This window comes from Paranoxybacillus vitaminiphilus, from assembly GCF_003259935.1.
In the GTDB taxonomy this organism is placed as follows: domain Bacteria; phylum Bacillota; class Bacilli; order Bacillales; family Anoxybacillaceae; genus Paranoxybacillus; species Paranoxybacillus vitaminiphilus.
The window spans coordinates 336,761-361,938 of sequence record NZ_QLMH01000002.1 but is presented as its reverse complement, the minus strand read 5'-3'; the positions used below and the strand labels follow the sequence as shown (position 1 = coordinate 361,938).

Genomic DNA, 25,178 nt, shown 5'->3' with positions numbered 1-25,178 from the left:
GGAATATGGCGGGGGCAGACACTTTATAGGTCAGTCTCCGTTTTTTATTCCTCAAGTTTTGGCGAAGGTATTTCTTTAGTCGCTAGAAATAATACAGTTATAGAAACGAACCAATGAATCGCTAAGGAGTAAGGAACAATAACTTGTAAAGATTCCATAATCGTGAAAAAGATTGTTGAAAGAGTGACTGCGTAAGCAGACATAATCCATGTATGTCTGTATTTTATGTTTTTTCCAAGTGTACCTCGAATAATCTGTCCGATAAAAGCAAGAAACGTGATGCCGATAAATTTGCTTGCACATGCGAATATATACAAAATCACAAATGTAACCGGGACAATAACCGGCATTAAAGACTGCAATGTTTCAATGAATGAGTGTACGTCTTTGTCTGTTAGTTTCATATCTTGAAACATCGCATAGTCATAATATTGTGCCTCTGAATTGGCAACAAGAACAATCTCGTGCTTTAGAAAACCAATGGCGTTCGTATAGCGTTCAACGTCTTCTTTTGTCGTTTGCCCAGTACTGTCAAACACAATTCGGAATCCGCTTTTGTCAATAATGACAGGCTCAGCAGCCGGAGAACTGAGTTCGCCGTTTTCGATCGTAAACGAGGGAAGTTCATTTTTTAACAGTTCTCCTGTATTTTTGATTCCTTCTAAAAAGCCATTGGTAAAATGGTAGGTCGTTGGTAATGCAGAGATGAATGTTAAAAAGAAAATGTATAAAATCGTTTTTCCAATTCCTTGAAAGCGAAAACGAGCAATATCTCTTGGAGAATATAAGCTTTTAAACAACTGAGTCAAAATATTCATTGTTCACACATCCTTCGTTTTTTTCCAAGTACATTTTATCGTGTCATTAAAAATAACTCAACTATTATAACAACAGCGATGTTATGACCATTGACAATATTGTCTTCATATGGTATTTTAAAATACACCATTAAAGCTGTTGCCGTTTTTTGGTTGCGCAGCTCAGCACGTCCGAATAAGCTTCATTGAAACAGCATCAGCGTACCGCTCGAGCCGCTACTTGAAAAAGCATACCGAGAGCGGGACGGGCAAAAACTAAAATGATAATGAGGAATTAAGATAGTAAGGATAAATTATGGACCCTTAGCTCAGCTACGAGAGACACATCGATGAATCGGCTGCGAGTTGTCCCGACGCACCCATTATCTTCGAATAAACGAGTAGAGGAAGGGACAGGTTAGAGCACGTCCGAATAAGCTTCGTTGAAACAGCATCAGCGTACCGCTCGAGCTGCTTCTTGGAAAAGCATACCGAGAGCGGGACGGGCAAAAACTAAAATGATAATGAGGAATTAAGATAGTAAGGATAAATTATGGACCCTTAGCTCAGCTGGTTAGAGCAGACGGCTCATAACCGTCCGGTCGCAGGTTCGAATCCTGCAGGGTCCATCAGCAGTAGGCACCTCGCTTATAAGGCGGGGTTTTTGATTTCTATAAGAATATTTACAGCAGGTTGTAAGAAATAATAGAAAAGATGACGGACAAATAAATTGAAACATTGTGGCAATTTTGGTAATCTTATTTTAGAAGAACTTATGAAACATTCATGTTTATTAATTATATAAATGAATGTTTCATGTTCAAATACATATATGTTAAAGGAGGAATTTCTATGGCGTTTGAATTACCTCAATTACCTTACGCTTATGATGCGCTTGAGCCGCACATCGACAAAGAAACGATGAACATTCATCACACAAAACATCACAACACATATGTAACGAATTTAAATGCGGCGTTAGAAGGTCATGAGGAGCTGCAAAACAAAAGCATTGAAGAGTTAATGGCGAACCTAGATGCTGTACCTGAAAGCATTCGTACAGCAGTACGCAATAACGGCGGCGGTCATGCAAACCACTCTCTATTCTGGACCATTCTTTCTCCGAATGGCGGCGGCGAGCCAACAGGCGAGTTAGCGGAAGCAATTAACAAAAAATTCGGCAGCTTTGAAAAATTCAAAGAAGAGTTTACAAAAGCAGCGTTAACTCGTTTTGGTTCAGGTTGGGCTTGGCTTGTAGTGAACAACGGTGAACTAGAAGTAACAAGCACTCCAAACCAAGATACACCTCTTATGGAAGGAAAAACGCCAATTCTTGGCTTAGACGTTTGGGAGCATGCTTATTACTTAAAATATCAAAACCGCCGTCCAGACTACATTGCTGCATTCTGGAATGTAGTAAACTGGGACGAAGTAGCAAAACGTTACAACGCAGCGAAGTAATAAGAAAAGCGGAGGCGAGCGGTTAACGCCGAAGGAAAATGTTCTTCCGACGAGAAATGCTTGTCATTTCGACGGAGGAAGGTTATTTTCCAGAAGCTGCGCCTGCGATTACTCGGCGCATGTCAGCGAAGATGCTATTCAAGCAGTTGACACGTTGCGAGCCGAGCTAGACAAAAAGAAAAGCGGAGGCGCCGCGGTTAGCTCTCGAAGCCAAATGTTCTTCGAACGCAGAAGTGCTTGTACTTCAAGGGCGAAGGTTATTTGGCACAAGAGAGCTGGGCGCCGAAGCTAGACAAAAAAGAAAAGCGGAGGCGCCGCGGTTAGCCGCGATGGGCAAATGTTCTTCCGGAGCAAGAAGTCGCTTTTTGACTTCGCTCCGGAAGGTTATTTGACCCCGAGCGGCTGGGCGCCGAAGCTAGACAAAGAGAAAAGCGGAGGCGAAAACCAGCGGATTCTTATCCGCTGGTTTTTTGTTACGCTTCATTGAGTATAGAATTTGACAATATTGACAAACTACCCTTTAGATACAAAGGGGAGTTTACGATGTCAATGCTAAAAAAAATGATTGGTGATGTGGAGGTTAATCGAGAACTTATATTGCTGTTATTGATAGGCGGATTTTATTCATTGAGCATTTCACTTTCCAATACGTTTGTGAATGTGTATCTATGGAAACAATCCGGTGACTTTAAAGACTTAGGACTGTATAACTTAGCGATTGTTACATTGCAGCCCATTACGTTTATTTTAGCGGGCAGACTTGCCAAAAAAGTCGATCGGATTATTGTATTGCGTCTTGGTGTATCATTTTTAGCGGTTTTCTTTTTGACGGTGCTGTTTGTCGGAAATCGCGCAGATGATTATTTATTATTGCTTGGCGGGCTGCTCGGAATTGGCTATGGGTTTTATTGGTTAGCTTTTAATGTGTTGACATTTGAAATTACCGAACCAGAAACGCGTGATTTTTTTAACGGTTTTCTTGGGATTCTATCGTCTGTAGCGGGAATGATTGGTCCGATTATCGCCGGCTATATGATTTCATCGCTGACAAAATGGAAAGGGTATACGCTCATTTTTTCGATTTCGTTATGTTTATTTATCGTTGCGGTAGTATTAAGCTTTTTTCTGCAAAGGAGAAAAGCGGAGGGAGATTATTTATTTCTTCGGGTTCTAAACGAGCGAAAGCGCAATAAAAATTGGAGTTTAATTACAAGTGCCCACTTTTTTCAAGGATTGCGGGAAGGGACGTTCGTTTTTACTGTTTCTGTGTTAGTATATATAACTACGGGGAGTGAACTTGCTCTCGGCACGTTTGGTTTAGTCAATTCTTTGACGTCCTTTGTCGTTTATTATGTTGTATCGCGGTTTATTAAGAGCCATCAGAGAAAAAAGGCGATTCTTTTTGGCGGCTTATTATTGTACAGTGCGATTTTTCTCATTATCGTCGATGTTTCTTATGGGAATTTAATTTTATATGCGGTGATGATTGCCATTGGCTATCCAGTATTGCTTGTTCCCTACACATCATTAACGTTTGATGTGATAGGGGAAAGCTGGAATTCAACAAAAATGCGAATTGAGTACATAGTTGTTCGCGAGTTATTTTTAAATAGCGGCAGAATTGTTTCGGTTTGCTTATTTTTATTTGCAGTGACATTTTTTGATAAAGAAAAAAGCATTCCAATATTAATGCTATTTATCGGAACAGGATATGCGATCATTTATTGGTTCATTCGAAACATACACTTTAGTGACGAGCAAACGCGGTCAAATGAAACAAATGCTCTTGCCCATTCAAAGCTAACAAATGAAGAAGGAGGCTCTCCTGCATAGGAAAGCCTTTTTTCTCTTTTAATATAATATATCAGGTATACTTTTGTAGAAAATTTGTGAGCTTTCCTTTACAATAGGAAAGATAGAAAATGTAGAGTGCGTGATTTGTTTTCATATTAAGAAAAAATTGTATGACGATAGGAGGTGCTCTTCCTTGAAAAAGAAAAAGAAACCGCAAGTTCCTTTTCGTTTAAATATGCTTTTTTTTGTCGTGTTTTTATTATTCTCCGCACTTATTTTACGTCTTGGTGTTGTGCAAATTGTTTATGGAGAGCATTACCGCAAAGAGGTGGAGCGAACAGAGAATGTTACCGTCAGCACTCCAGTGCCGCGCGGGAAAATTTACGATCGATATCATCGCGTAATTGTCGATAATATACCGTTAAATGCAATCACATATACAAGATCGCAAACAACAAAGCCAGAAGAAACATTAGAAATCGCCCGAAAGCTGGCTCAATATATTGAAAAACCGACAGATAAAATTACAGAAAGAGACATGAAAGACTACTGGATTTTAACTCGTCCGAAAAAAGCGAAAGCAAAAATCCCGAAATCAGAACGAGAGAAATTGCAAAAAAAGTGGAAAGAAGAAGAACTGTCTAATAAAGAAATAGATAAGAAACTTTATGAGCTTACATTAGAACGAATTACAGAAGAGGATTTAAAAGAAATTAAGAACGAAGAACTTGAAGTTTTAGCGATTAAGCGGGAACTAGACAGCGGCTATGCATTAACACCACAAATTGTCAAAAATCAGGGAGTTACAAATGATGAATACGCTGTTGTAAGTGAACATTTAGAAGAGCTCCCGGGCGTGAGTACGACAACGGATTGGGAGCGTCGTTATGTATATGGCAATACGTTCCGTTCGGTCCTTGGAAGTATTACCTCTTCTGAAGAGGGATTGCCGCGGGAACGATTGGATTACTTTTTAGCGCGCGACTACAGCCGCAATGACCGTGTTGGAAAAAGTTACTTAGAAGCACAATATGAGGATGTACTGCATGGTCAAAAAGCGAAAGTAAAAAACATTACCGATAAAGCTGGAAACGTGATTGAGACAAAAGAAATATATAAAGGGCAGCGCGGCAAAGATGTAGTGTTAACGATTGATATCGAATTGCAACAAAGAGTGGAGAAAATTATTGAAGAAGAATTAAGGATAGCAAAGCAAGGCGGTGGCAGGGAACTGCTTGACCGCGCGTTTGTCGTGATGATGAATCCGAAAACGGGCGAAATTTTATCGATGGCAGGAAAGCTGTATACAAGAGATGAAAACGGTAAAGTAGTGCTGAGAGACTACGCTCTTGGCACAATGACGTCTGCCTATGCAATGGGGTCGGCTGTAAAAGGAGCAACCGTGTTAACGGGAATGCAAACAGGTGTCATTCAACCTGGAACGGTGCTAAGAGATGAACCTTTATATATTAAAGGGACACCTGTCAAAAAATCATATGAAACGATGGGGCCGATCAATGAGTTAACTGCCTTACAGCGTTCCTCAAACGTATACATGTTTAAAATTGCTATGGCAATTGGTGGCGCAACATATCGTCCGCATGGCTCATTACCAATTGATCCGGAAGCATTTACGATTATGCGGCGATATTTTAGTCAATTCGGTCTAGGCGTTAAAACAGGAATTGATTTACCGAATGAAATTATCGGTTGGCCGGGAAATAGCAAGCTGCCAGGTCATTTGTTAGACTTGGCAATTGGACAGTTTGATATGTATACGCCATTGCAGATGGCACAATATGTTTCGACAATTGCTAACGGCGGCTATCGAATGAAGCCTCAGATCGTAAAAGAAATTCGTGAACCAAACAGCGATGATAAAGATGGCACTCAATTAGGACCGGTTATTCGCGGTTTTGAGCCGGTTGTATTAAACCGTGTTGATATGAAAACGGAATATATCAAAAGAGTACAAGAAGGATTTCGACGTGTCATGCAAACTCCTCGAGGTACTGCGGGCGCTTATTTTGCTGGAAAACCGTATCGCCCCGCAGGAAAAACAGGAACAGCCGAAGCGTTCTACGACGGACCGATGAGAAGTAAATTTATGACGCCGACTCTCAACTTAACGCTTGTCGGCTATGCTCCTTATGATGATCCAGAGATTGCTTTCTCCGTTGTTGTACCGTGGGCGTATCAGAGCGAGAGAAATCGTTATCCGATTAATAACAAAATTGGTGCAAAGATTTTAGATGCATACTTTGAGCTGAAACAACAACGAATGAAAGAAGGTCCAACAGAACAGCTATCTGCGCCAACTGATTCTACTTTGTCAACAGCTGAAGAAAACGAGCAATAAGCCAAAGGGGCTGACCCGTAAGTGTCTGACTACACGTACATTTCACAATATATATTGTGTCGTGGGCTGACACTTTGGTTTGGGGTCAGCCTCATTTTTTTAGTTATTTGACTATTTTTTTGCAAAAAAGGGGGAGAATAACTATAACAATATGCTTTATGAATGAGTTTACAAAAGCTTAACATTTGATTAAAACCCTTTTAATAGTTGGCCATTATTCTATAAAGCGTAGGACAAAACAACCGAAATACTTAGGGGGAATTAAGTAATGAAAAATTTTAAATTTCTCGCTCTTTCAGCAATGATGGGCAGCGTGCTCGCATTTGCTACAGCATGTGGAAATAATGCTGAAGACACTAACGAAAATAAAGACAAAAATCAGGCTGCAGAACAACTTGAAGGCGAAGTGAAAATGGACGGCTCTTCTACTGTATTTCCAATCATGGAAGCTGCAGCAGAAGAATATATGGCCGAACAGCCAGGCGTAAAAGTATCTGTTGGTCAATCAGGTACTGGCGGTGGATTTGAGAAATTTACAAAAGGTGAAACAGATTTCTCGAACGCATCTCGTCCAATTAAAGATGAGGAAAAACAAGCTGCTGCAAGCGGCGGTATCGAATTCCAAGAGCTCCAAATCGCATATGACGGTCTTTCCGTTGTTGTAAACAAAGAAAATGACTGGGTTGATCACTTAACAATTGATGAATTAAAGAAAATGTGGATAGAAGACGGTAAAGTGAAAAAGTGGTCTGACATTCGTCCAGGCTGGCCGGATGAAGAAATTAAATTCTTCTCACCAGGACATGACTCTGGTACATTTGACTATTTCGATGAAGTCATTCTCGATGGTGCAGAACTTGTAAAGAACGCACAACTTTCCGAAGATGACAATGTACTTGTTCAAGGTGTAGCCGGTGACAAAAATGCGATTGGCTACTTCGGATATGCTTACTACTTAGAGAACAAAGATAAATTAAAAGTGGTTCCAATCGATGGCGGCAACGGTCCCGTTGAGCCAACAAACGAAACGATTCAAAGCGGCGAATACACTCCACTTTCTCGTCCGTTATTCACATATGTAAATACAAAATCTCTGAAAGAAAAACCTCAAGTTTATGACTATGCGAAATTTATTTTAGAAAATGCTGGCGATTTTGCTGAAGAAGTAGGTTATGTTCGCCTGCCGCAAGAAAAATATGACGAGCAATTAAAAACTCTTGAAGGATTAAAATAATGAAGCTAACAAGATGAGAAGCAACATTAGGATGCTTCTCATCTTTCCATGAAATGGAAAGGAAGGGGTTTTCGCATTATGGCTGTTATAAAGCAAGACAGTCCAACTTACTCTGTCCGCGAAATGATTAAAGAGAAAAAAGCGAAACAAAGCGGATTAATGTTTGTTGAAAAATTAATGCCAAAATTATTGTTGCTAACTGCAGTGATTTCTGTATTAACGACGTTAGGAATTTTATTTACGCTATTATTCGAAACCTTTACGTTTTTTAGCAGAGTTTCCATCATTGAGTTTTTGACGGCGAAAGAATGGCTGCCATGGAACGAAGAAAACGGCTCGTTCGGTGTGGCACCATTAGTAACAGGAACATTGTTGACAACTGGTATTGCCATGGTTGTAGCGATTCCAATCGGGTTGGCGTCAGCGATTTACTTGAGTGAATATGCATCAGATAAAACAAGAAGAATTATCAAACCGATATTAGAAGTATTAGCAGGGATTCCGACGATTGTTTATGGTTTCTTTGCATTAACATTTGTCACTCCATTGTTGAAACAAATTATTCCTGATTTAGGGATTTTCAACGCACTCAGTCCCGGTATTGTAATGGGAATTATGATTATTCCGATGGTTGCTTCACTTTCTGAAGATGCAATGAGTTCTGTACCGAATGCGATTCGTGAAGGAGCTTTAGGGCTTGGTTCAACGAAATTAGAAGTGGCATTAAAAGTCGTACTTCCTGCCTCTGCATCTGGTATTATTGCTTCTTTCGTACTGGCCATCTCCCGAGCGGTTGGCGAGACGATGATTGTAGCTGTGGCAGGAGGCTCATCGCCAGTATTATCATTTGATGTTACGCAATCGATTCAAACAATGACCGCATATATTGTTCAAGTAACGACAGGAGATGCCGGATACGGCACAACGATTTACTATAGCATTTACGCTGTAGGGATGACGTTATTTGTCTTTACTTTGGCGATGAACTTGCTTGCCCAGTATATTTCTCGTCGCTTCAGGGAGGAATATTAACAATGAAGAAACTAATCGACCAAGAAAAAGTGATAAAAAACATGGCAGGAAGACTTGTGAAAAACAACTTTTTCAAATTTTTATTCTTCCTTGCTACTGTTTTTGGCTTAATCGTCCTTGTCGTGCTTCTATATCGGATATTCACTCAAGCAATTGGCTGGCTTGATATCGATTTCTTGCAAAATTTCGCATCACGCAGACCGGAAGAAGCAGGAATTAAAGCCGCTTTAATAGGATCTTTATGGCTGATGGTCATTGTCGCTCCGTTATCGCTTATTTTAGGTGTTGGAACAGCCATTTATCTTGAGGAATATGCGAAGAAAAACCGCTTTACGGACTTTATCCAAACGAACATTTCCAACTTGGCTGGTGTTCCGTCCATCGTTTTCGGCTTACTGGGTTTAACAGTATTCGTTCGCGGCATGGAGCTGGGACGAAGTGTCATGGCGGCGGGATTAACAATGAGTTTGCTTGTTTTACCGGTTATTGTCGTAGCGGCACAAGAGGCGATTCGCGCCGTTCCAAATCAACTGCGCGAAGCATCTTATGGTATGGGGGCTACAAAGTGGCAAACGATTTATCGAGTTGTCTTGCCGGCTGCGATTCCGGGAATTTTAACGGGAAGTATTTTAGCATTGTCACGGGCGATTGGCGAAACAGCACCGCTTGTTGTTATCGGTATTCCAACATTTATTGCTTACTTGCCAAAAAGCATTTTTGATACATTTACGGTTATGCCGATGCAGATTTACAACTGGACAGGAAGGCCGCAGGAGGAGTTTCAGCATGTGGCAGCGGCAGGAATTGTTGTGTTATTATTCGTTTTAATTTTGATGAACTCGATCGCCGTGTTCATTCGCAATAAATTCCAAAAGAGATTTTAAGTGATTGTGCTCAAGCAAATTGGATGAAGGAGGATTTTATCCATGGAGTTAACAGTAGTAAAAGAAAGAACGGAGCAAAAAAAGATGAATGAGGGAAAGGAAGAAAAAGCGGTTGTTTATCGTACGAAAAATTTAAATTTATGGTACGGTGAACATCACGCTTTGAAAAATATTGATTTGGATATTTATGAAAACGAAGTAACCGCGATTATCGGACCTTCCGGATGCGGGAAATCAACATACATTAAAACGTTGAACCGAATGATTGAATTGATTCCGAACGTGCGTACGTCTGGGGAAATTACGTATCGCGGCCGCAATATTTTTGATAAATCTTATCGTGTTGAGGAATTGCGGACACAAGTTGGAATGGTATTCCAAAAGCCAAATCCATTTCCGAAATCGATTTATGACAATATTGCCTACGGACCGCGCATTCATGGCATTCGCGACAAGAAAATACTTGATGAAATTGTTGAAAGAAGTTTACGCGGTGCGGCCATTTGGGATGAAGTGAAAGATCGCCTGCATGAAAATGCGTATGGGTTATCAGGCGGACAGCAACAGCGGTTGTGTATTGCCCGTTGTCTAGCCATTGAACCGGATGTTATTCTCATGGACGAACCAACTTCAGCATTAGACCCTATTTCAACTTTAAAAATAGAAGAACTCGTTCAGGAATTGAAGAAAAACTATAGCATTATTATCGTTACGCACAATATGCAGCAAGCTGCCCGCATTTCTGATAAAACAGCTTTCTTCTTAAACGGAGAAGTAATCGAATATACCGATACAGATAAATTATTCTCGAATCCTTCTGACAAACGCACAGAAGATTACATTACAGGGCGCTTCGGTTAATGAGGCTGATCTAAAAACCGAGTGTCAGACTCCGCAGCACAATCTTGTGAGGTCAGACGTTTATGGATCAGTCCCGAAGCAAAATAAAGGGGTGAGAAAGAAAATGGCTGTACGTGAAAAGTTTCATTATGATTTAAAAACATTACGCCAAAAATTAATTGAGATCGGAAGTTTAACAGAAATTGCCCTTAGCAAGTCCATCGATGCGTTTCAGGCGAAAAATGTAGATAGAGCATTAGAAGTGATTGACGGCGATTCTAAAATCGACTTGCTGGATGAGGAAATCAATGATTTTGCGATTTTGTTAATTGCGAAGCAGCAGCCGGTTGCAATTGATTTAAGACGTATTATTGTGGCCATCAAAATTTCAACAGATGTCGAACGAATTGCCGATTTTGCCGTAAATATTGCAAAAGCGACGATTCGTATCGGGGAGCAGCCGTTTGTCGTTCCGATTGACAAACTTGTACGAATGCATCAAATGGCTCTTGAGATGCTATCGTTAGGATTAAAAGCTTATTATGAGGAAGATGTCGTTCTTGCAAAAAAAATAGCGGATATGGATGATGAAGTCGACCATTTATACGGGCAAACGATTAAAGAATTGCTGCAGACAACACAAACAAATAGCGAGGCGATTTCACAAATTACACAATTATCATTTATTGCCCGCTATATTGAACGTGTCGCTGACCATGCGACAAACATTGCTGAAAGCGTGTTTTATCTCGTAAAAGGAAGACATTATGATTTAAATGATTAAAACAAAACAGTCCGTTCCTTCTACTGATAAAGGAGCGGACTGTTATTTTCATCACACTGACGGTATTCTATTGATGAAGTTCTGCTTTAACATTTTCCCTCTCCTCTAAGCGAAGAGTAGATGGGAGAGGTTCATTGATTCGTTCTAGACTTTGTCATCATTTTGCTAAGTTCTTCATGATTCATATTACTGTTGACGTGATATGTACCTTCGCGAATTTTACGAGTCAAATCGTGGTCTTTTAAATATTTGATAAAAGCTGCTGCATCTTTGATCACTTTGGCATCTTCCAGTTCTTTCGCAATTTCAGCGGCTGTTTTCCCTTTATCAATAACCAATTGATAAGAATAAATCGTTTTTGGCTTGTCCATATTTTTTTGAGCTGGCTTTACTTGTTTATTTGCTGAAATGGCTTGTGATTGTTGTTTTGCTTCTTTCAGCTGGTTATACTCTTTTTCACTGATTGCGATGAGACCTTTTTTCTGCAAATAAGAATAAATCTCTGTTTCTGTCAATTCTGCTGGTTTTGAATAATAGTAGATGCTTCCTATCACAGCAGTAGCCAATAACATTCCAATTGCAAACGCACGAATTGCTGTTTTATCCATCAGTTCATTCCCCGCAAGTATTGTTGTAATATCATTCGCACCTCTTCCGTTGTCAGCGAGGTTTCTTTGGCAATTTGTTCATAGGAAAGTCCCCGTTTATAAAGGGACAAGACTTGTTCGCGCTCTAGTTGCACAGAATCGTTGAGCGTTTTCTTTCGCACAATTTCCATGATGTCTTCATCGTTCATCAATAGCTCTTCCTCTAATACTTTTAATTTTTTTTTCAGCTGATACGTTTCTTGTACAAAAGACATGGTCAGCTGATCGATTTGTTCTTCAAGCGCTTTGATTTTATCTTTTGCAAAAAAGGATAAAATGAGCAATAATAACGACAGAAAAACGAGTGCAGTCATCGTATATTCAATGAAATGATCCATAATGTCACCCCATTTTATTATATATGTTATGAACGCTGTTATAAACTAGGAAGCGCAATAAAAAACATAAATTAAATATGGAAATTCACAAAAAAAAGTGCTATCATAGAAAAGTCTGATTATAGTTCATTAAGTATTGGAGGGAAGTAGCAATGCGTGTAAATATTACATTAGCTTGTACAGAGTGCGGCGAACGTAACTATATTACGACAAAAAATAAACGCAACAATCCAGATCGTCTTGAGCTAAAAAAATACTGCCCAAGAGACAAAAAAGCAACTCTTCATCGTGAAACAAAGTAAGCAGTAGGAGCCATTTCCTGCTGCTTTTTTATTTTGCCACATATAATGGAAATAAAGAGGTGAAATTCGTATGGAAGAAAAAAAGAAAATGCGGCAAAAAGTGAAACAGCTGCTTACAACGTTAACAGACAAAGAGAAGCAGGAGTATTCCGAAGCGATTGCCGAGAAGTTATACGGGCTTTCAGTCTGGAAGAAGGCGAAATGCATTGCGATTACGATTTCAAGAGGAAATGAAGTACATACGCTGCCGATTATTGAAAAGGCATGGAGTGAAGGAAAAAAGATATGCGTGCCAAAATGTGATCCGGATAAAAAAACGATGGTTTTTCGTGAAATCCATTCATTTGCCCAGCTCGAATCCGTCTATTTTGGCTTATTAGAGCCAATGGAAGATGTAACGAAGGAAGTAGCGGCAGCGGAAATTGATTTAATGATTGTACCGGGAATTGTTTTTTCAAGAGACGGATATCGAATCGGGTATGGCGGCGGCTATTATGACCGCTACTTACAACAATTCACACGACCGGCGATTTCGCTTGCCTACAGTGTACAAATCGTTGAAAGAGTACCAGCTGAGCCGCATGATATTCCTGTACAGATGATTATCACAAATGATGAGGTTATTGTTTGTGATGAATGAATGGGCTTATATAGCGGTTACGTTCATTGTCGCTTTTGGTGGATGGCTTGTTCGTTCTCTTTCTGTTTCGGGAGCTGTTGCCGCCTTTTTTATTGGCTTGTTCATTTCACTTGGATTCGAATCGAAAGGGCTTATCATGCTCGGAGCGTTTTTTGTAAGCTCAAGTCTTTGGAGCAAATTTCAAAAGCATAAAAAGATAGCTGTATTTGAAAAAGTGGAAAAAGGAGATGAGCGCGATTATGTGCAAGTGTTGGCAAATGGAAGCGTCCCGGCTCTGATTAGCCTCATTGATTTTTTTTCGCCTTCCGCATTGTGGCTGGAACTGTTTATCGTTTCACTTGCTGCAGCTAATTCGGACACATGGGCATCAGAAATCGGAAGTGTAAGCAAACAACCGCCGCGCTTAATCACAACGTGGAAAACAGTTGAACGAGGAACTTCAGGGGGAGTGACATTGCTCGGCACCGTAGCGGCAATCGGCGGAGCGCTTTTTGTCGGAATCGTCAGCTTTGTTTTATGGCATAATATACATCTCGTTTTTGCCGGTTTGTTTGGCTTTTTTGGCAGCATGATCGATACATGGATGGGAGCAGTGTGCCAAGTCAATTACCGTTGTGCTGTTTGCGGGTTGGAGACGGAGAAGAGGCACCATTGCGGTCAAGGAACGATAAGGATCAAAGGCTGGCATTTTATGAATAATGATATCGTCAATTGGCTGTCCATTCTTTCTGCAACAATGTTGTATTTTTTTGTAACAAAATTGCAATAATTGTATAGTATAAAAAGTTTGTGAAATAATGTACAATCTAATTGTATTAACAGAAACTAGCTGTGAATGATGGAAGGTGGAATAACGATGGCAAATAGCGTAAATCGTGTAGTAGTGGTAGGGACGGGATTTGTCGGTTCAAGCTATGCATTTGCTCTTTTGAATCAAGGGGTAACTGAGGAGTTAGTGCTCATCGACGTGAATAAAGAAAAATCTGAAGGTGATGCCATGGATTTAAATCATGGTTTGCCGTTTGCTCCTGCACCGACAAAAATTTGGTTCGGAGATTATCGGGATTGTAAAGATGCTGACATTGTCGTTTTAACAGCCGGAGCCAATCAAAAGCCGGGAGAAACGCGTCTTGATTTAGTCGATAAAAATGTGAAGATTTTTAAGTCGATTGTCAATGAAGTAATGGCAAGCGGCTTTAACGGAATTTTTTTAGTGGCGACAAACCCGGTTGACATCCTGACCTATGCAACATGGAAGTTTTCCGGATTGCCGAAAGAGCGCGTAATCGGTTCCGGAACGATTTTGGATACAGCACGCTTTCGCTATGTATTAGGCGAGTATTTTCAAGTGGATACACGCAATGTGCATGCTTATATTATTGGCGAGCATGGGGATACAGAACTGCCGGTTTGGAGTCATGCCGATATTGGCGGCCGTCCAATTTTAGAGATCGTCCATGAAAACGAAGACTATAGCCATGATGATTTAGAACGCTTATTTGTCAACGTCCGCGATGCGGCATATCATATTATCCAGCGCAAAGGTGCGACCTATTACGGAATTGCCATGGGACTCGTCCGCTTAACGAAAGCGATTTTACAAAATGAAAATTCAATATTAACGGTTTCTGCTTATTTGAACGGCCAATACGGACAAAACGATATTTATATTGGCGTTCCGGCCATTGTCAATCGCAACGGCGTCCGCGAAGTGATTGAATTAAAGTTAAATGATGAAGAAAAAGAAAAATTTGCTCATTCGGCAAAAGTGTTAAAAGAGGTTATGCGGCGTACGTTTCATGAATAAATGAAGCGAAACGTCCATGACTTACTAGCCAACACGATGAATGAAAATGTATCGGTCTGTGACTTGCTTAATGATTAGGCGAATCACAGACCGTTTTCTTTTTGGGGGACATTTTCGTATAAAAGAAAAGGGTCAGACATCACCGCACAATATCAGATACTTTTAGCTCAGCTCCCAGTCCTTTTTTATTTTTCAATAATTTATCAACAGATTGGGGAAAAGAATAAAGAACAATAAACGATGAAAGGAGCATGAAAAACATGTATAACCGCATGATGTCTATTGTTTTTTTGTCAATCGGTGGCTTTGTATTATACCGCTATCGTTATAAGTTCATCAATCTGTTTTTTAAAAATCAATTTTTACAAAAGGCGTTTATTTTTTTGGCAATGAACATTCCGTTTGTGCGTAAAGCATTTTATGCTCAAGTATTTCAAAGAATGTGATACAATAAAGCTTACATTGGGAAGATTTTGATGAACTGGGAAGTCATTTGTTTTGATTTAGATGATACGATTGTCGATTATGAGCAAACATTTAAGAGAGCCCTTGAACATTGTTTTTTAGTCTTTGTTAAGAAAAACGGATATGATATAAGCTTTGAAGCGTGGTTTTCTACTTTCAAGAAGTTTTGTGATTTATATTGGCACGATTATCAATACAGGCGGTTGACAAGAATCGAATATCGGCGGCGACGCTTTCTTGATACGATGCTTGCTTTCAATTTAAAAGCGGATGCCGATTTGTCAGATGAATTTCACCATTATTTCGACCGTGTTGTTAGTCAATTTGTTGTACCGATGAAGGGAATTGAGCCAATTTTAGACGATTTATATCGTCAGTCCATTAAGATGGGGATTATTACAAACGGAACGAGCGAGATACAGCGAAATAAAGTTCGTTATCTTGAATTTACACGTTTTTTTTCAGATGAATTTGTTATTGTTTCTGAAGAGCTTCGGGTAGAAAAACCAAATCCAGCTATTTTTCATTACGCAATCAACAAAATCGCCCCAAACAGTAAGTATAAATTATATATAGGAGACTCATGGGAGCTTGATGTGTTGGGAGCACTTGAGGCGGGATGGCAGGCGATTTATTTGAATACGAGAAAGCAGCCGCCGACTACGGCACATCAGCCTTTGGCAATATGTCATGATGTAAGTGAATTGGCTTCCTCTTTGTCCCGTTCTAATCGTCCGTAAGACTCCCACCTCTACAGGTGGGAGTCTTACGGACGCTGGAAGTGCGATAAGTTCAACTAACATCAGTGGGGGGGAAGACCCCCCACTGATGAAGTTTCACTTTATTTTCAACGGTTTCTTTGTAATAAGGAAGGGAGAGGAAAGATTGAACGTTTTATATTGGCATTTAATTCACCATTTCGTCAAACAAAATTATCGGATTATTAAATTAACGGAGCTTCAAAACGAGATTTGGTTAGAATCGTTTCAGCATAAAGCAGCTCCGCTTATAAGAATCGTTCGTTATGACGTGGACTGGAGCAGCTGGCTGCAACGCGATATCGAGTATACAGGAAGAGTTGTCGAGCAGCTGCGGAAAAGGTATATTATGCGCTCGATTCGAGTCTTAAATATTTATGTCACTACGTATCCTCCTGTTGATGATTGGGAGTTTCTTGTTGCTAAGCCTTTAACGTTTGGCGGGAAAAATGAAACGGTTTTACATACGATTGTGCTGTATCAGGCAAACGTGGAACAGTCTTTACAAAAGATCGGTGAGATGACAGCAACGAAAATAGAAGTTTCAGCTTTTGCTTTGGAAAATGAATCGTATGATGAACTTGAACAGCTGAAGCAAAAAACTTTGCTTCTCGCCAGAGAACAGAACGAAAAGGAAAAACAGTTGTTTGAATACGGAAAACCATTCTTTACGTATTTATTTATTGTGGCGCAAGTTCTCATGTTTTTGTTTCTTGAATGGAAGGGCGGCAGTACGAACACGCGTGTTCTCGTCGAATACGGAGCCAAATTTAATCCGCTCATTCAGCAAGGAGAATGGTGGCGCTTTTTAACACCGGTGTTTTTGCATATTGGTTTCTTTCATTTATTAATGAATACGTTTGCGTTGTATTATTTAGGAACAACGGTTGAACGCCTTTACGGCTCTTTTCGCTTTTTTATCATCTATTTATTTGCTGGATTTTTCGGAACGCTTGCAAGCTTTCTATTTACTTCTTCCGTTTCTGCGGGAGCTTCCGGTGCCATTTTTGGGTTGTTTGGCGCGCTTTTATACTTTGGGACCGTTTATCGCCATCTTTTTATGCGCACAATGGGGATGAATATTTTAAGTGTGATCGGCATCAATCTTCTTTTCGGATTTGTTGTTCCGGGGATTGATAATGCCGGTCATATCGGCGGCCTTATCGGCGGCTTTTTGGCGGCAGGCATTGTTCATTTGCCGAAACATCGTTTTGCTGCAAAGCAACTTGCTTCTCTTGCTTTTGCTGCTTTGATTTTAATCTCTGGAATTTACTCTGGGCTGCAAAAACATTCGAGTGAAGACGTAAAAGTAACAATCGGCTTAGCACAGCACTACATTGAAAAAGAACGATATGAACGGGCGTATCGCTTGCTTAAAAGCATTGATGATGCCGGCATGTATAAGGCTGAAGTGGATTTTCTTTTATCTTACATACAAATTAAACGAGGGGATATCACAACGGCAAAACAATATTTATTGTCAGCTGTTGAGACAAACCCTCGCTTTCATGAGGCATTTTACAATTTAGCTCTTGTCTATTTAGATTTAAAAGAATATGCCAATGCCGAAAAAGCAGCTGAAGCAGCGGTCAGCTTGCAGCCGGAAAATGAAAAATATAAGCAGCTCCTTTCGGATATTAAGAGATTTGCTGAATAAGCTGTATTTGTTCCCCGTCTCTTGTTTCAAAAAGTACAATAAGATAAGTATAATCTTTACTGATAAAAATAACAGGCATCGTGCTTCCGATAGGGGAAACGATTGTTCCGTTTTTCTTTTTAATGCCCAGGAAATAATTTTTATAAAGCCCTTCCCAAAGGCTGCCGATTATTTTCTGGGTTTTTTCCATTGACAAGTCTGGGAACGGCTGTTCATTATAAACCATTAATTCCGGCAAATAGAGGTAGTAGTAGTTTTTTTCCCGAATCGAAAAATGGTTGGCTAACTGTTTTGTTTTATAGTCAAGAAACTGTCTAGTTGTTTGCTTCAATACGTTTTCCCATTTTTTTTGTTCCGTTGTTTTTGCCTGGCGAAAGGACATCAAAGGACTGTAAGCTGAATCAATGACATATAGATAATCTCCGCTCATTTTTTGACTGCTGCGGATATCCTCTCCGTCATGGATTTCCCCGTAATGAAAAGAAATCGCTTGAAACAATCGGCTATTTTTCTCTGTTACTGTCTTTTCCTGCAGCAGCGTTTGACTGTTCTCTTTCCATTTCGATAATGTTCCAAGTAAACGTCCGTCGGCAAAAATCAATGATATGTCTTGGCGCAAGTATACTTTACGGTCAAGACTGGACGTTGTATGCCAGCGCAAGACATATTCGTTGTTTTTCTTTTTTGGCTCCAGGACAAGGCGGGTATGCGCTTTTGTGAATGTTACATTTGGGTCAAGAGGAAAAAAGATCATGCTTTCTCTTGCAGGCGGTTCCTTTGAAAAAGGCAACAAAAAGTAGAGCAAGACAAACAAAATGATCAACATAGAAAGTTGGCTTATCCGCTTCATTTTATTCCCCCATCTGCATTTTGGACAAGTTACTAACAAATGTATGAGCGCAACAGAAAAAATATGTATGAAACGATTTTTATTTGGCAATGATGGGGGATAAAAACGGCTGTTAATAGGCGGGTGGAGCATGTGGCAAATGAAGAAGTCAAGCATCTTGTTTCCGCGAATCTTGACGAAAATGTTGCATATTTAAAAGAACGATTAGGGGTAGGAAAAAGCTTTGATGTCATTTATTTAGATGTAGAGTATGCAGGCCGCGCGATGGCTTTTTTTATGATTGACGGTTTTGTCAAAGATGATATTTTGCATTATATCATGAGATTTCTAGCTGCTCTTGATGAAACGGTTTTACAGTCAGAGCCGCTGGAAAAATTATTAAAAACATATGTTCCTTATGTTGAACTAGAGAAAACAAACGATTTAGAGCGAATTGTTGATGGGGTGCTGGCGGGACCGACCGTATTATTAATGGACGGCGTGGAGTATGCGATTTTAATTGATGCGCGTACATATCCTGTGAGAGGACCGCAGGAACCGGATATGGAGCGGGTTGTCCGCGGAGCGCGCGACGGGTTTGTTGAAACCATTGTGTTTAATACAGCATTAACGCGGCGGCGTATCCGTGACCGTTCTTTACGAATGGAGTATATGCAAGTAGGAAGACGTTCTAAAACAGATATTTGTATTTGTTATATTGAAGATATTGCTGATCCGGAAATGGTCAAAAAAGTGAAGGAGTCGATAAAAAAAATCGATACGGACGGTTTGCCGATGGCGGAGAAAACGATTGATGAGTTTATTTCCGGAAGGCATTGGAACCCTTATCCAATCGTCCGGTATACAGAGCGGCCGGATACAGCAGCCGCACATTTGTATGAAGGACATGTATTAGTGATGGTAGACGGTTCGCCAAGCGTTTTAATTGCACCGGCAACCTTTTGGCATCATTTACAGCATGCTGAAGAGTACCGCAACAAACCAATTGTCGGGGCATATTTACGATTGATTCGCTTTTTGGCGGTGTGGGCGTCGATTTTTTTTCTGCCGCTTTGGTATTTATTAGTCACCAATCCTGAATTATCGCCCCGTTTTCTATCGTTTCTTACAAATATGAAAATGGGAGATATTCCGCTGTTTGCCCAATTATTCATTATTGAGGTTGGGATTGATATGCTGCGAATGGCGGCCATTCATACGCCTTCTTCGCTTGCAACCGCTTTGGGCTTAGTGGCTGCATTAATGATTGGCGGAGTCGCGGTTGAAGTCGGATTATTTTCGAATGAAGTGATTCTTTATTTTTCCATCGCGACCATTGGCACGTTTGCAACACCAAGTTATGAGCTGGGGCTGGCCAACCGGTTAGTCCGCTTTGCTTTATTAATAGCGACCGCTTCCTTTGGATTGTACGGTTATATCATCGGCATTACGTTATGGGTAATTATGCTTGCGCGCATGAAATCGTTTCATATTCCGTATTTATGGCCGTTTATTCCCTTCTCTTACCGGGCGATGCGCGATATATTTATCCGCTCACCGATTCCGCTAAAGAACCGGCGGCCGACGATTTTACATCCGAAAGATCCCGATCGTTAACAGAGAGTGTTCATTGTTGGCACTCTTTTTTCTTTTGCTCGATTATTATTGACGATCATATTGTTTCCTATATACTTTATAGTGTGCGTGTATGAAAAAATATATGCAATAAGCGATAGCATAGGTGGAAATATGAAAACGATTTATGATGTTCAGCAGCTGTTAAAAAAATATGGTACAATTATTTATGTCGGCGATCGTTTAGCCGATTTGGAGCTGATGGAAGAGGAAATTAAAGAGCTGTATCAATCACAATTGATTGATGTAAAAGAGTATCAAATGGCCATTTTGTTGCTGCGGCATGAAGCGCAATTGGAGCGGGAAAAAAGAGAGAAAAAAGAGAGAAAAAAGATAAAGAGAGTTAAAGGATGAAATGAATATGACAGAAAAATGGTTAGTTGGTGTTGATTTAGGCGGAACGACGATTAAGATGGCATTCGTCGATATGTATGGGGAGATCATACATAAATGGGAAATTCCTACAGATATTTCTGATCAGGGAAAAAATATTACAGCGGATATTGCCCAATCGATTGAGCAAAAATTAAAAGAACTTAACGAGCCAAAGAGTAAGCTGCTTGGCATTGGTATGGGCGCACCAGGCCCCGTTCAAATGACAACTGGATTAGTGTATGAAGCGATTAATTTAGGGTGGAAAAATTATCCTATCAAAGATTTGTTAGAAGCGGAAACGTCGCTTCCTGCCGTGATTGACAATGATGCCAATATTGCAGCAATCGGCGAAATGTGGAAAGGCGCAGGCGAAGGTGCGAAAGACTTAATATGTGTCACGCTCGGCACAGGAGTTGGCGGGGGAATTATTGCCAATGGAGAAATTGTCCACGGTGTAAACGGTGCCGGAGGAGAAATCGGACACATTACCTCGATTCCAGAAGGCGGCGCACCTTGCAATTGCGGCAAAACAGGTTGTTTAGAGACAATTGCCTCAGCTACAGGGATTGTTAGAATGACGAAAGAAAAATTAGCAAGCACGGACACCGCAAGCGTTTTAAGACAAATTTACGAAGAGACCGGAAAGATTACTGCGAAAGATGTATTTGATGCAGCCAAAACCAACGATGCATTAGCATTGGAGATCATCGACTATGTCACTTTTCATCTTGGTTTAGCATTAGCCAATTTGGCTAACGGTTTAAACCCGGAAAAAATTGTGATTGGCGGCGGCGTATCAAAAGCAGGAAACATGTTAGCCGAGAAAGTCAGCGGCTATGTAAAGCGTTTTGCGTTTCCGCGTGTCGCTGAGGGCGTTCACATTACGATGGCAACGTTAGGTAATGACGCAGGAGTGATTGGCGGGGCATGGCTGGCAAAAAATAAATTTGCACAGTAAATATGCAGCAATAAAGGGAGACAATATAATTTTTATATTGACTCCTTTCTTTTTTGTAACTTTTTTTAGTCTAATTCGTCTATAAAACGTGTACAACTTTAATATCTCTACAACATTACTATTCTAATGTCCTATCTTTGAAAAAGAATTGCTTTTTTGTTAAAAAAGTATTAAGATTGATGTTGGTTACTTCGATAGAAACCTATTTATGTAAATATTATCCAAACAATTCCATTTGAATGTTGCAGTGAATATGGCGCTTCTTGAATAAAGGAGGGTTTAAATAAAATGAGAAACGTATCTCCCGGCAAATATCGTTTCGTACTAATCGCGACGATTTTGCTTTGGATTAAAACTTATATTGTCTATAAGACTTGCTTTGATATAGAAATCGAATCATGGAAGCAAGAGTTTATTTTGTTTATTAATCCGCTAAGTTTCTTGCTTTTCGTGTTCGGTTTTTCGTTCTTCATGAAGGAGAAAGCACGCAACCGTTATATGATTATCACAAGCTTTCTTACATCGTTTGTACTATATGCGAACGTCATGTTCTATCGCTTCTTTAACGACTTTATCACGCTTCCTGTATTGTTCCAAACGAGCAATATGGGAGATTTGGGGAACAGCGTATTTGAGCTTTTCCGTTTTACGGATTTAATGATGTTTGCAGATGTGGTGCTGTTGATGTGGCTTGTTCGAAAAAAATCAGCGCTTGTACAGTTTGAACCTGTAACGAAAAAAGAGCGCCGCGCTTACTATTTTATCGTTGCTGCCATCGCATTATTCAATTTGGGATTAGCGGAAACAGAGCGTCCTGAATTGTTAACGAGAACGTTCGACCGCGAAATGCTCGTGAAAAACATCGGCACATACAACTATCACATTTACGATATATTGCTTCAGTCAAAATCAAAAGCGCAGCGGGCATTGGCAGACAGCAGCGAACTTGCTGATATCGAAAACTATATTCGAGCAAACGAGAAAGCGCCAGAGAAAGAGTTGTTCGGTATCGCAAAAAATCGCAATGTCATTATCGTTTCTATGGAATCGCTGCAAAGCTTTGTCATTAACAACACGGTTAATGGACAAGAAATTACACCGTTTTTAAACGATTTTATTAAACAAAGTTATTATTTTGATAATTTCTACCACCAAACCGGGCAGGGAAAAACGTCCGATGCCGAGTTTTTAATTGAAAACTCATTATATCCGTTAGGACGGGGCGCGGTATTTTTCACTCATGCGACAAATGAGTATATGGCAACACCGGAAATTTTGAAAAAGCATGGCTACTATTCAGCGGTATTCCATGCAAATAACAAAAGCTTCTGGAACCGCGACATTATGTATCAATCATTGGGGTATGACAACTATTTCTCTCAAGAATATTTTAATGTGAATGAGGAAAATTCTGTTGGTTGGGGATTAAAAGATAAGGATTTCTTTGAACAATCCATTCCGTATTTAAAAACGCTGCCTCAGCCGTTTTATGCAAAATTTATTACGTTAACGAACCATTTCCCGTTTGAGCTAGGGGAAGAAGATAAAATGGTTCCTGAATATACATCAAACAGCCGTACACTAAACCGTTATTTCCCAACGGTTCGATATATGGACGAATCGTTAAAGACGTTCATTGAAGGATTGAAAAAAGAAGGATTGTATGAAAACTCCATCATTATTTTATATGGTGACCATTACGGAATTTCTGAAAACCATAACAAAGCAATGGCGCAGTATTTAGGGAAGGAAGAAATTACGCCGTTTGATCATGTGCAGCTGCAGCGTGTACCGTTTATTATTCACATTCCAGGCGTGACGGATAAACATCCAAAAGTGATTTCTAAAGTGTCCGGTCAAATTGATGTGAAGCCAACGCTTCTTCATTTATTAGGTATCGATACAAAAAATGACATACACTTTGGACAGGATTTATTCTCCAAAGATAAAATGGATTTTGCTGTATTGCGCGACGGCAGCTTTGTCACAAAAGATTATGTCTTTAAAGAAAACGTATGTTATGATAAGAAAACAGGTTTAAAAACGGACATTTCTCATTGTGAACCGTATATGGAAAAAGCAAAACAAGAGCTTGATTACTCGGATAAAATCATATACGGTGACTTGCTCCGTTTTTACGACAATAAAATCAAAAAGATAAAGTAAAAAGCTTCGGACTTTGAACCGAAGCTTTTTACTTTTGGGAAAACGAAGGACGGCTGCTTTTTTGTAAAAAACTTTTTACTTCTTTATGTTATCTGATTGCTGTCTATATTCATGTTCCCAAGCATTTTTTCATACGATGAAAATAAGATGGAGAGGAGGGAAAGAAAGATTTGAAAATAACGGCATGTTTGAAAGATACATTATCGATGTACAGTCGGTGGTTTGCCGTTCCTTATGAGTTGCTGGTTGATGCAAATCCACATCTGTCATCCAATCAATTGGAGCAAGGTGAAACGGTCAACATTCCCGGTTATGAAACGTTTAAACAGAACATCCAAACTCCTGATGCGTTGGAACATATCGCAAAATCGCTTTCGATACCGTTTGAAGCTTTTAAACGAGCAAATCCACACCTATATGAAGATGATATATCAGCTTGTCAACAGCTCAATATTCCGAAACGAATGGTCCAGCCGGTTGTGAATGGGAAAAGAAACTATGATTTTGCGGCGATGGAAAAGGAGCTGGATAAGCTGTGTCAATATTATCCATTTATCAAAAAACGTGAGATTGGAAAAAGTGTGCTCGGCCTGCCTTTATACGAAATGAAAATCGGCAAAGGGGCAAAACAAGTTCATATGAACGGTTCCTTTCATGCGAACGAATGGATTACATCGGCCGTCCTTATGATGTTTGTGAATGAGTATTTGCTGGCGTTGACAAATGGTCAGGTGTTAAATGGCCATGATATATTATCGTTTTATAATCGTATTACATTATCGATTGTGCCGATGGTCAATCCCGATGGTGTAAACCTTGTGGTAAATGGACCGCCTGAGGAGGAGCCTTATCGAAGTGAAGTGATTCGCATAAATAATGGCAGTCTAGATTTTTCGAATTGGAAAGCGAACATTCGCGGCATTGATTTAAATAATCAATTTCCAGCGAAGTGGGAAGTAGAAAAAGAACGCAAACTTCCAAAAGCGCCGGCTCCGCGTGATTTTCCCGGCTTTGCGCCATTGACAGAACCGGAAACGATAGCGATGGCTCACCTGACAGAGGAAAGTAATTTTTCAAAGATTTTAGCATTTCACACGCAAGGAAAGGAATTTTATTGGGGATATGAAGGATTAGAACCTGCTGAATCTCAACAAACCGTCAATGAATTTTCTAGAGTAAGCGGATATAAGGCAGTGCGTTATATTGACAGCCATGCCGGGTATCGTGATTGGTTCATTTATACGCAAAAACGGCAAGGATATACGGTCGAGTTAGGAGAAGGAATCAACCCGCTGCCAATTGAGCAATTGGATGACATCTACAAAGACAGTCTCGGCCTTTTTTTAGCGGCATTATATATGGATTGAGGAGAAAAGGGATTAGTTGTATAATCAAAATGACATCACCACGAAAAAG

24 protein-coding genes and 1 tRNA gene are annotated in these 25,178 nt (G+C 40.0%); 21 read left to right on the top strand and 4 right to left on the bottom strand.

The window, feature by feature from the left end:
- Positions 1–44: 44 nt before the first annotated feature.
- Positions 45–818: a DUF1189 domain-containing protein gene (locus B0I26_RS04370; protein ID WP_111644244.1), complete on the bottom strand. Its 774-nt coding sequence runs from the start codon at positions 816–818 to the stop codon at positions 45–47.
- 534 nt (positions 819–1,352) lie between these two features.
- Here B0I26_RS04370 and B0I26_RS04365 point away from each other — a divergent pair.
- The 9 genes from B0I26_RS04365 to phoU all read left to right on the top strand — a co-directional run bounded on the left by B0I26_RS04365 (position 1,353) and on the right by phoU (position 11,185).
- Positions 1,353–1,426, top strand: a tRNA-Ile gene (locus tag B0I26_RS04365).
- A 223-nt stretch (positions 1,427–1,649) separates the two neighbouring features.
- Complete coding sequence (gene sodA / locus B0I26_RS04360; RefSeq protein ID WP_111644243.1) at positions 1,650–2,258, top strand: superoxide dismutase SodA; 609 nt, start codon at positions 1,650–1,652, stop codon at positions 2,256–2,258.
- A gap of 543 nt (positions 2,259–2,801) precedes the next feature.
- A complete protein-coding gene (locus tag B0I26_RS04355) occupies positions 2,802–4,091 on the top strand; it encodes an MFS transporter (RefSeq protein WP_111644242.1) in 1,290 nt (429 codons plus the stop codon).
- A 154-nt stretch (positions 4,092–4,245) separates the two neighbouring features.
- Entirely contained in the window at positions 4,246–6,411 is a 2,166-nt protein-coding gene (locus B0I26_RS04350) for a peptidoglycan D,D-transpeptidase FtsI family protein (RefSeq protein ID WP_111644241.1), read from the top strand.
- Between the two features lie 268 nt (positions 6,412–6,679).
- Positions 6,680–7,645 (top strand): PstS family phosphate ABC transporter substrate-binding protein, encoded by a 966-nt coding sequence (locus tag B0I26_RS04345; protein WP_111644240.1) that lies wholly within the window; start codon positions 6,680–6,682, stop codon positions 7,643–7,645.
- Positions 7,646–7,723: 78 nt separating this feature from the next.
- Positions 7,724–8,677 carry a phosphate ABC transporter permease subunit PstC gene (gene pstC / locus B0I26_RS04340; RefSeq protein WP_111644239.1) on the top strand — a complete coding sequence of 318 codons (954 nt, stop codon included), beginning with the start codon at positions 7,724–7,726 and terminating at the stop codon, positions 8,675–8,677.
- Between the two features lie 2 nt (positions 8,678–8,679).
- On the top strand, positions 8,680–9,561 hold the full coding sequence (gene pstA, locus B0I26_RS04335) for a phosphate ABC transporter permease PstA (RefSeq protein WP_111644238.1): 882 nt from the start codon (positions 8,680–8,682) through the stop codon (positions 9,559–9,561).
- 42 nt (positions 9,562–9,603) lie between these two features.
- Complete coding sequence (gene pstB / locus B0I26_RS04330) at positions 9,604–10,422, top strand: phosphate ABC transporter ATP-binding protein PstB (RefSeq protein WP_111644237.1); 819 nt, start codon at positions 9,604–9,606, stop codon at positions 10,420–10,422.
- Positions 10,423–10,525: 103 nt separating this feature from the next.
- A complete protein-coding gene (phoU, locus tag B0I26_RS04325; protein ID WP_111644236.1) occupies positions 10,526–11,185 on the top strand; it encodes a phosphate signaling complex protein PhoU in 660 nt (219 codons plus the stop codon).
- Between the two features lie 131 nt (positions 11,186–11,316).
- On the opposite strand, the gene B0I26_RS04320 is transcribed toward phoU, so the two are convergent.
- Together B0I26_RS04320 and B0I26_RS04315 are read right to left on the bottom strand one after the other, a co-directional pair.
- Positions 11,317–11,793, bottom strand: coding sequence for an endolytic transglycosylase MltG (locus tag B0I26_RS04320; RefSeq protein ID WP_111644235.1), 477 nt, complete (start codon positions 11,791–11,793; stop codon positions 11,317–11,319).
- Positions 11,793–12,170, bottom strand: coding sequence for a hypothetical protein (locus B0I26_RS04315; protein ID WP_111644234.1), 378 nt, complete (start codon positions 12,168–12,170; stop codon positions 11,793–11,795). Before B0I26_RS04315 ends, B0I26_RS04320 begins: the two co-directional genes overlap by 1 nt.
- 152 nt (positions 12,171–12,322) lie before the next feature.
- Here B0I26_RS04315 and rpmG point away from each other — a divergent pair, with 152 nt between their 5' ends.
- The 7 genes from rpmG to B0I26_RS04280 all read left to right on the top strand — a co-directional run bounded on the left by rpmG (position 12,323) and on the right by B0I26_RS04280 (position 17,799).
- Positions 12,323–12,472, top strand: a complete 150-nt coding sequence (gene rpmG / locus B0I26_RS04310; protein WP_111644233.1) for a 50S ribosomal protein L33 — start codon at positions 12,323–12,325, stop codon at positions 12,470–12,472.
- Between the two features lie 70 nt (positions 12,473–12,542).
- On the top strand, positions 12,543–13,112 hold the full coding sequence (locus B0I26_RS04305; RefSeq protein ID WP_111644232.1) for a 5-formyltetrahydrofolate cyclo-ligase: 570 nt from the start codon (positions 12,543–12,545) through the stop codon (positions 13,110–13,112).
- Complete coding sequence (locus tag B0I26_RS04300; protein ID WP_111644231.1) at positions 13,105–13,881, top strand: DUF92 domain-containing protein; 777 nt, start codon at positions 13,105–13,107, stop codon at positions 13,879–13,881. The genes B0I26_RS04305 and B0I26_RS04300 overlap by 8 nt, the downstream gene beginning before the upstream one ends.
- A gap of 87 nt (positions 13,882–13,968) precedes the next feature.
- On the top strand, positions 13,969–14,919 hold the full coding sequence (locus B0I26_RS04295; RefSeq protein WP_111644230.1) for an L-lactate dehydrogenase: 951 nt from the start codon (positions 13,969–13,971) through the stop codon (positions 14,917–14,919).
- 260 nt (positions 14,920–15,179) lie between these two features.
- Positions 15,180–15,365: a hypothetical protein gene (locus tag B0I26_RS04290; RefSeq protein WP_111644229.1), complete on the top strand. Its 186-nt coding sequence runs from the start codon at positions 15,180–15,182 to the stop codon at positions 15,363–15,365.
- Positions 15,366–15,395: 30 nt separating this feature from the next.
- Complete coding sequence (locus B0I26_RS04285; RefSeq protein WP_245934709.1) at positions 15,396–16,124, top strand: HAD family hydrolase; 729 nt, start codon at positions 15,396–15,398, stop codon at positions 16,122–16,124.
- Positions 16,125–16,269: 145 nt separating this feature from the next.
- The gene (locus B0I26_RS04280; protein ID WP_342767119.1) at positions 16,270–17,799 is read left to right on the top strand and encodes a rhomboid family protein; all 1,530 of its coding nucleotides are present in this window, start codon (positions 16,270–16,272) and stop codon (positions 17,797–17,799) included.
- Here B0I26_RS04280 and B0I26_RS04275 read toward each other — a convergent pair.
- Positions 17,780–18,649, bottom strand: coding sequence for a hypothetical protein (locus B0I26_RS04275; protein WP_111644226.1), 870 nt, complete (start codon positions 18,647–18,649; stop codon positions 17,780–17,782). The two genes, B0I26_RS04280 and B0I26_RS04275, sit on opposite strands and share 20 nt — an antisense overlap.
- A 123-nt stretch (positions 18,650–18,772) precedes the next feature.
- On the opposite strand from B0I26_RS04275, the gene B0I26_RS04270 reads away from it, so the two are divergent.
- The 5 genes from B0I26_RS04270 (at position 18,773) to B0I26_RS04250 (ending at position 25,129) form a co-directional block, all read left to right on the top strand.
- A complete protein-coding gene (locus B0I26_RS04270) occupies positions 18,773–20,245 on the top strand; it encodes a spore germination protein (RefSeq protein WP_409991407.1) in 1,473 nt (490 codons plus the stop codon).
- Positions 20,246–20,377: 132 nt separating this feature from the next.
- The gene (locus B0I26_RS04265) at positions 20,378–20,617 is read left to right on the top strand and encodes a YqgQ family protein (protein WP_111644224.1); all 240 of its coding nucleotides are present in this window, start codon (positions 20,378–20,380) and stop codon (positions 20,615–20,617) included.
- A gap of 7 nt (positions 20,618–20,624) precedes the next feature.
- Positions 20,625–21,596: an ROK family glucokinase gene (locus B0I26_RS04260; RefSeq protein ID WP_111644223.1), complete on the top strand. Its 972-nt coding sequence runs from the start codon at positions 20,625–20,627 to the stop codon at positions 21,594–21,596.
- Positions 21,597–21,884: 288 nt separating this feature from the next.
- The gene (locus tag B0I26_RS04255) at positions 21,885–23,762 is read left to right on the top strand and encodes an LTA synthase family protein (protein ID WP_111644222.1); all 1,878 of its coding nucleotides are present in this window, start codon (positions 21,885–21,887) and stop codon (positions 23,760–23,762) included.
- Positions 23,763–23,932: 170 nt separating this feature from the next.
- Entirely contained in the window at positions 23,933–25,129 is a 1,197-nt protein-coding gene (locus B0I26_RS04250; RefSeq protein ID WP_409991406.1) for a M14 family metallopeptidase, read from the top strand.
- Positions 25,130–25,178: the final 49 nt, after the last annotated feature.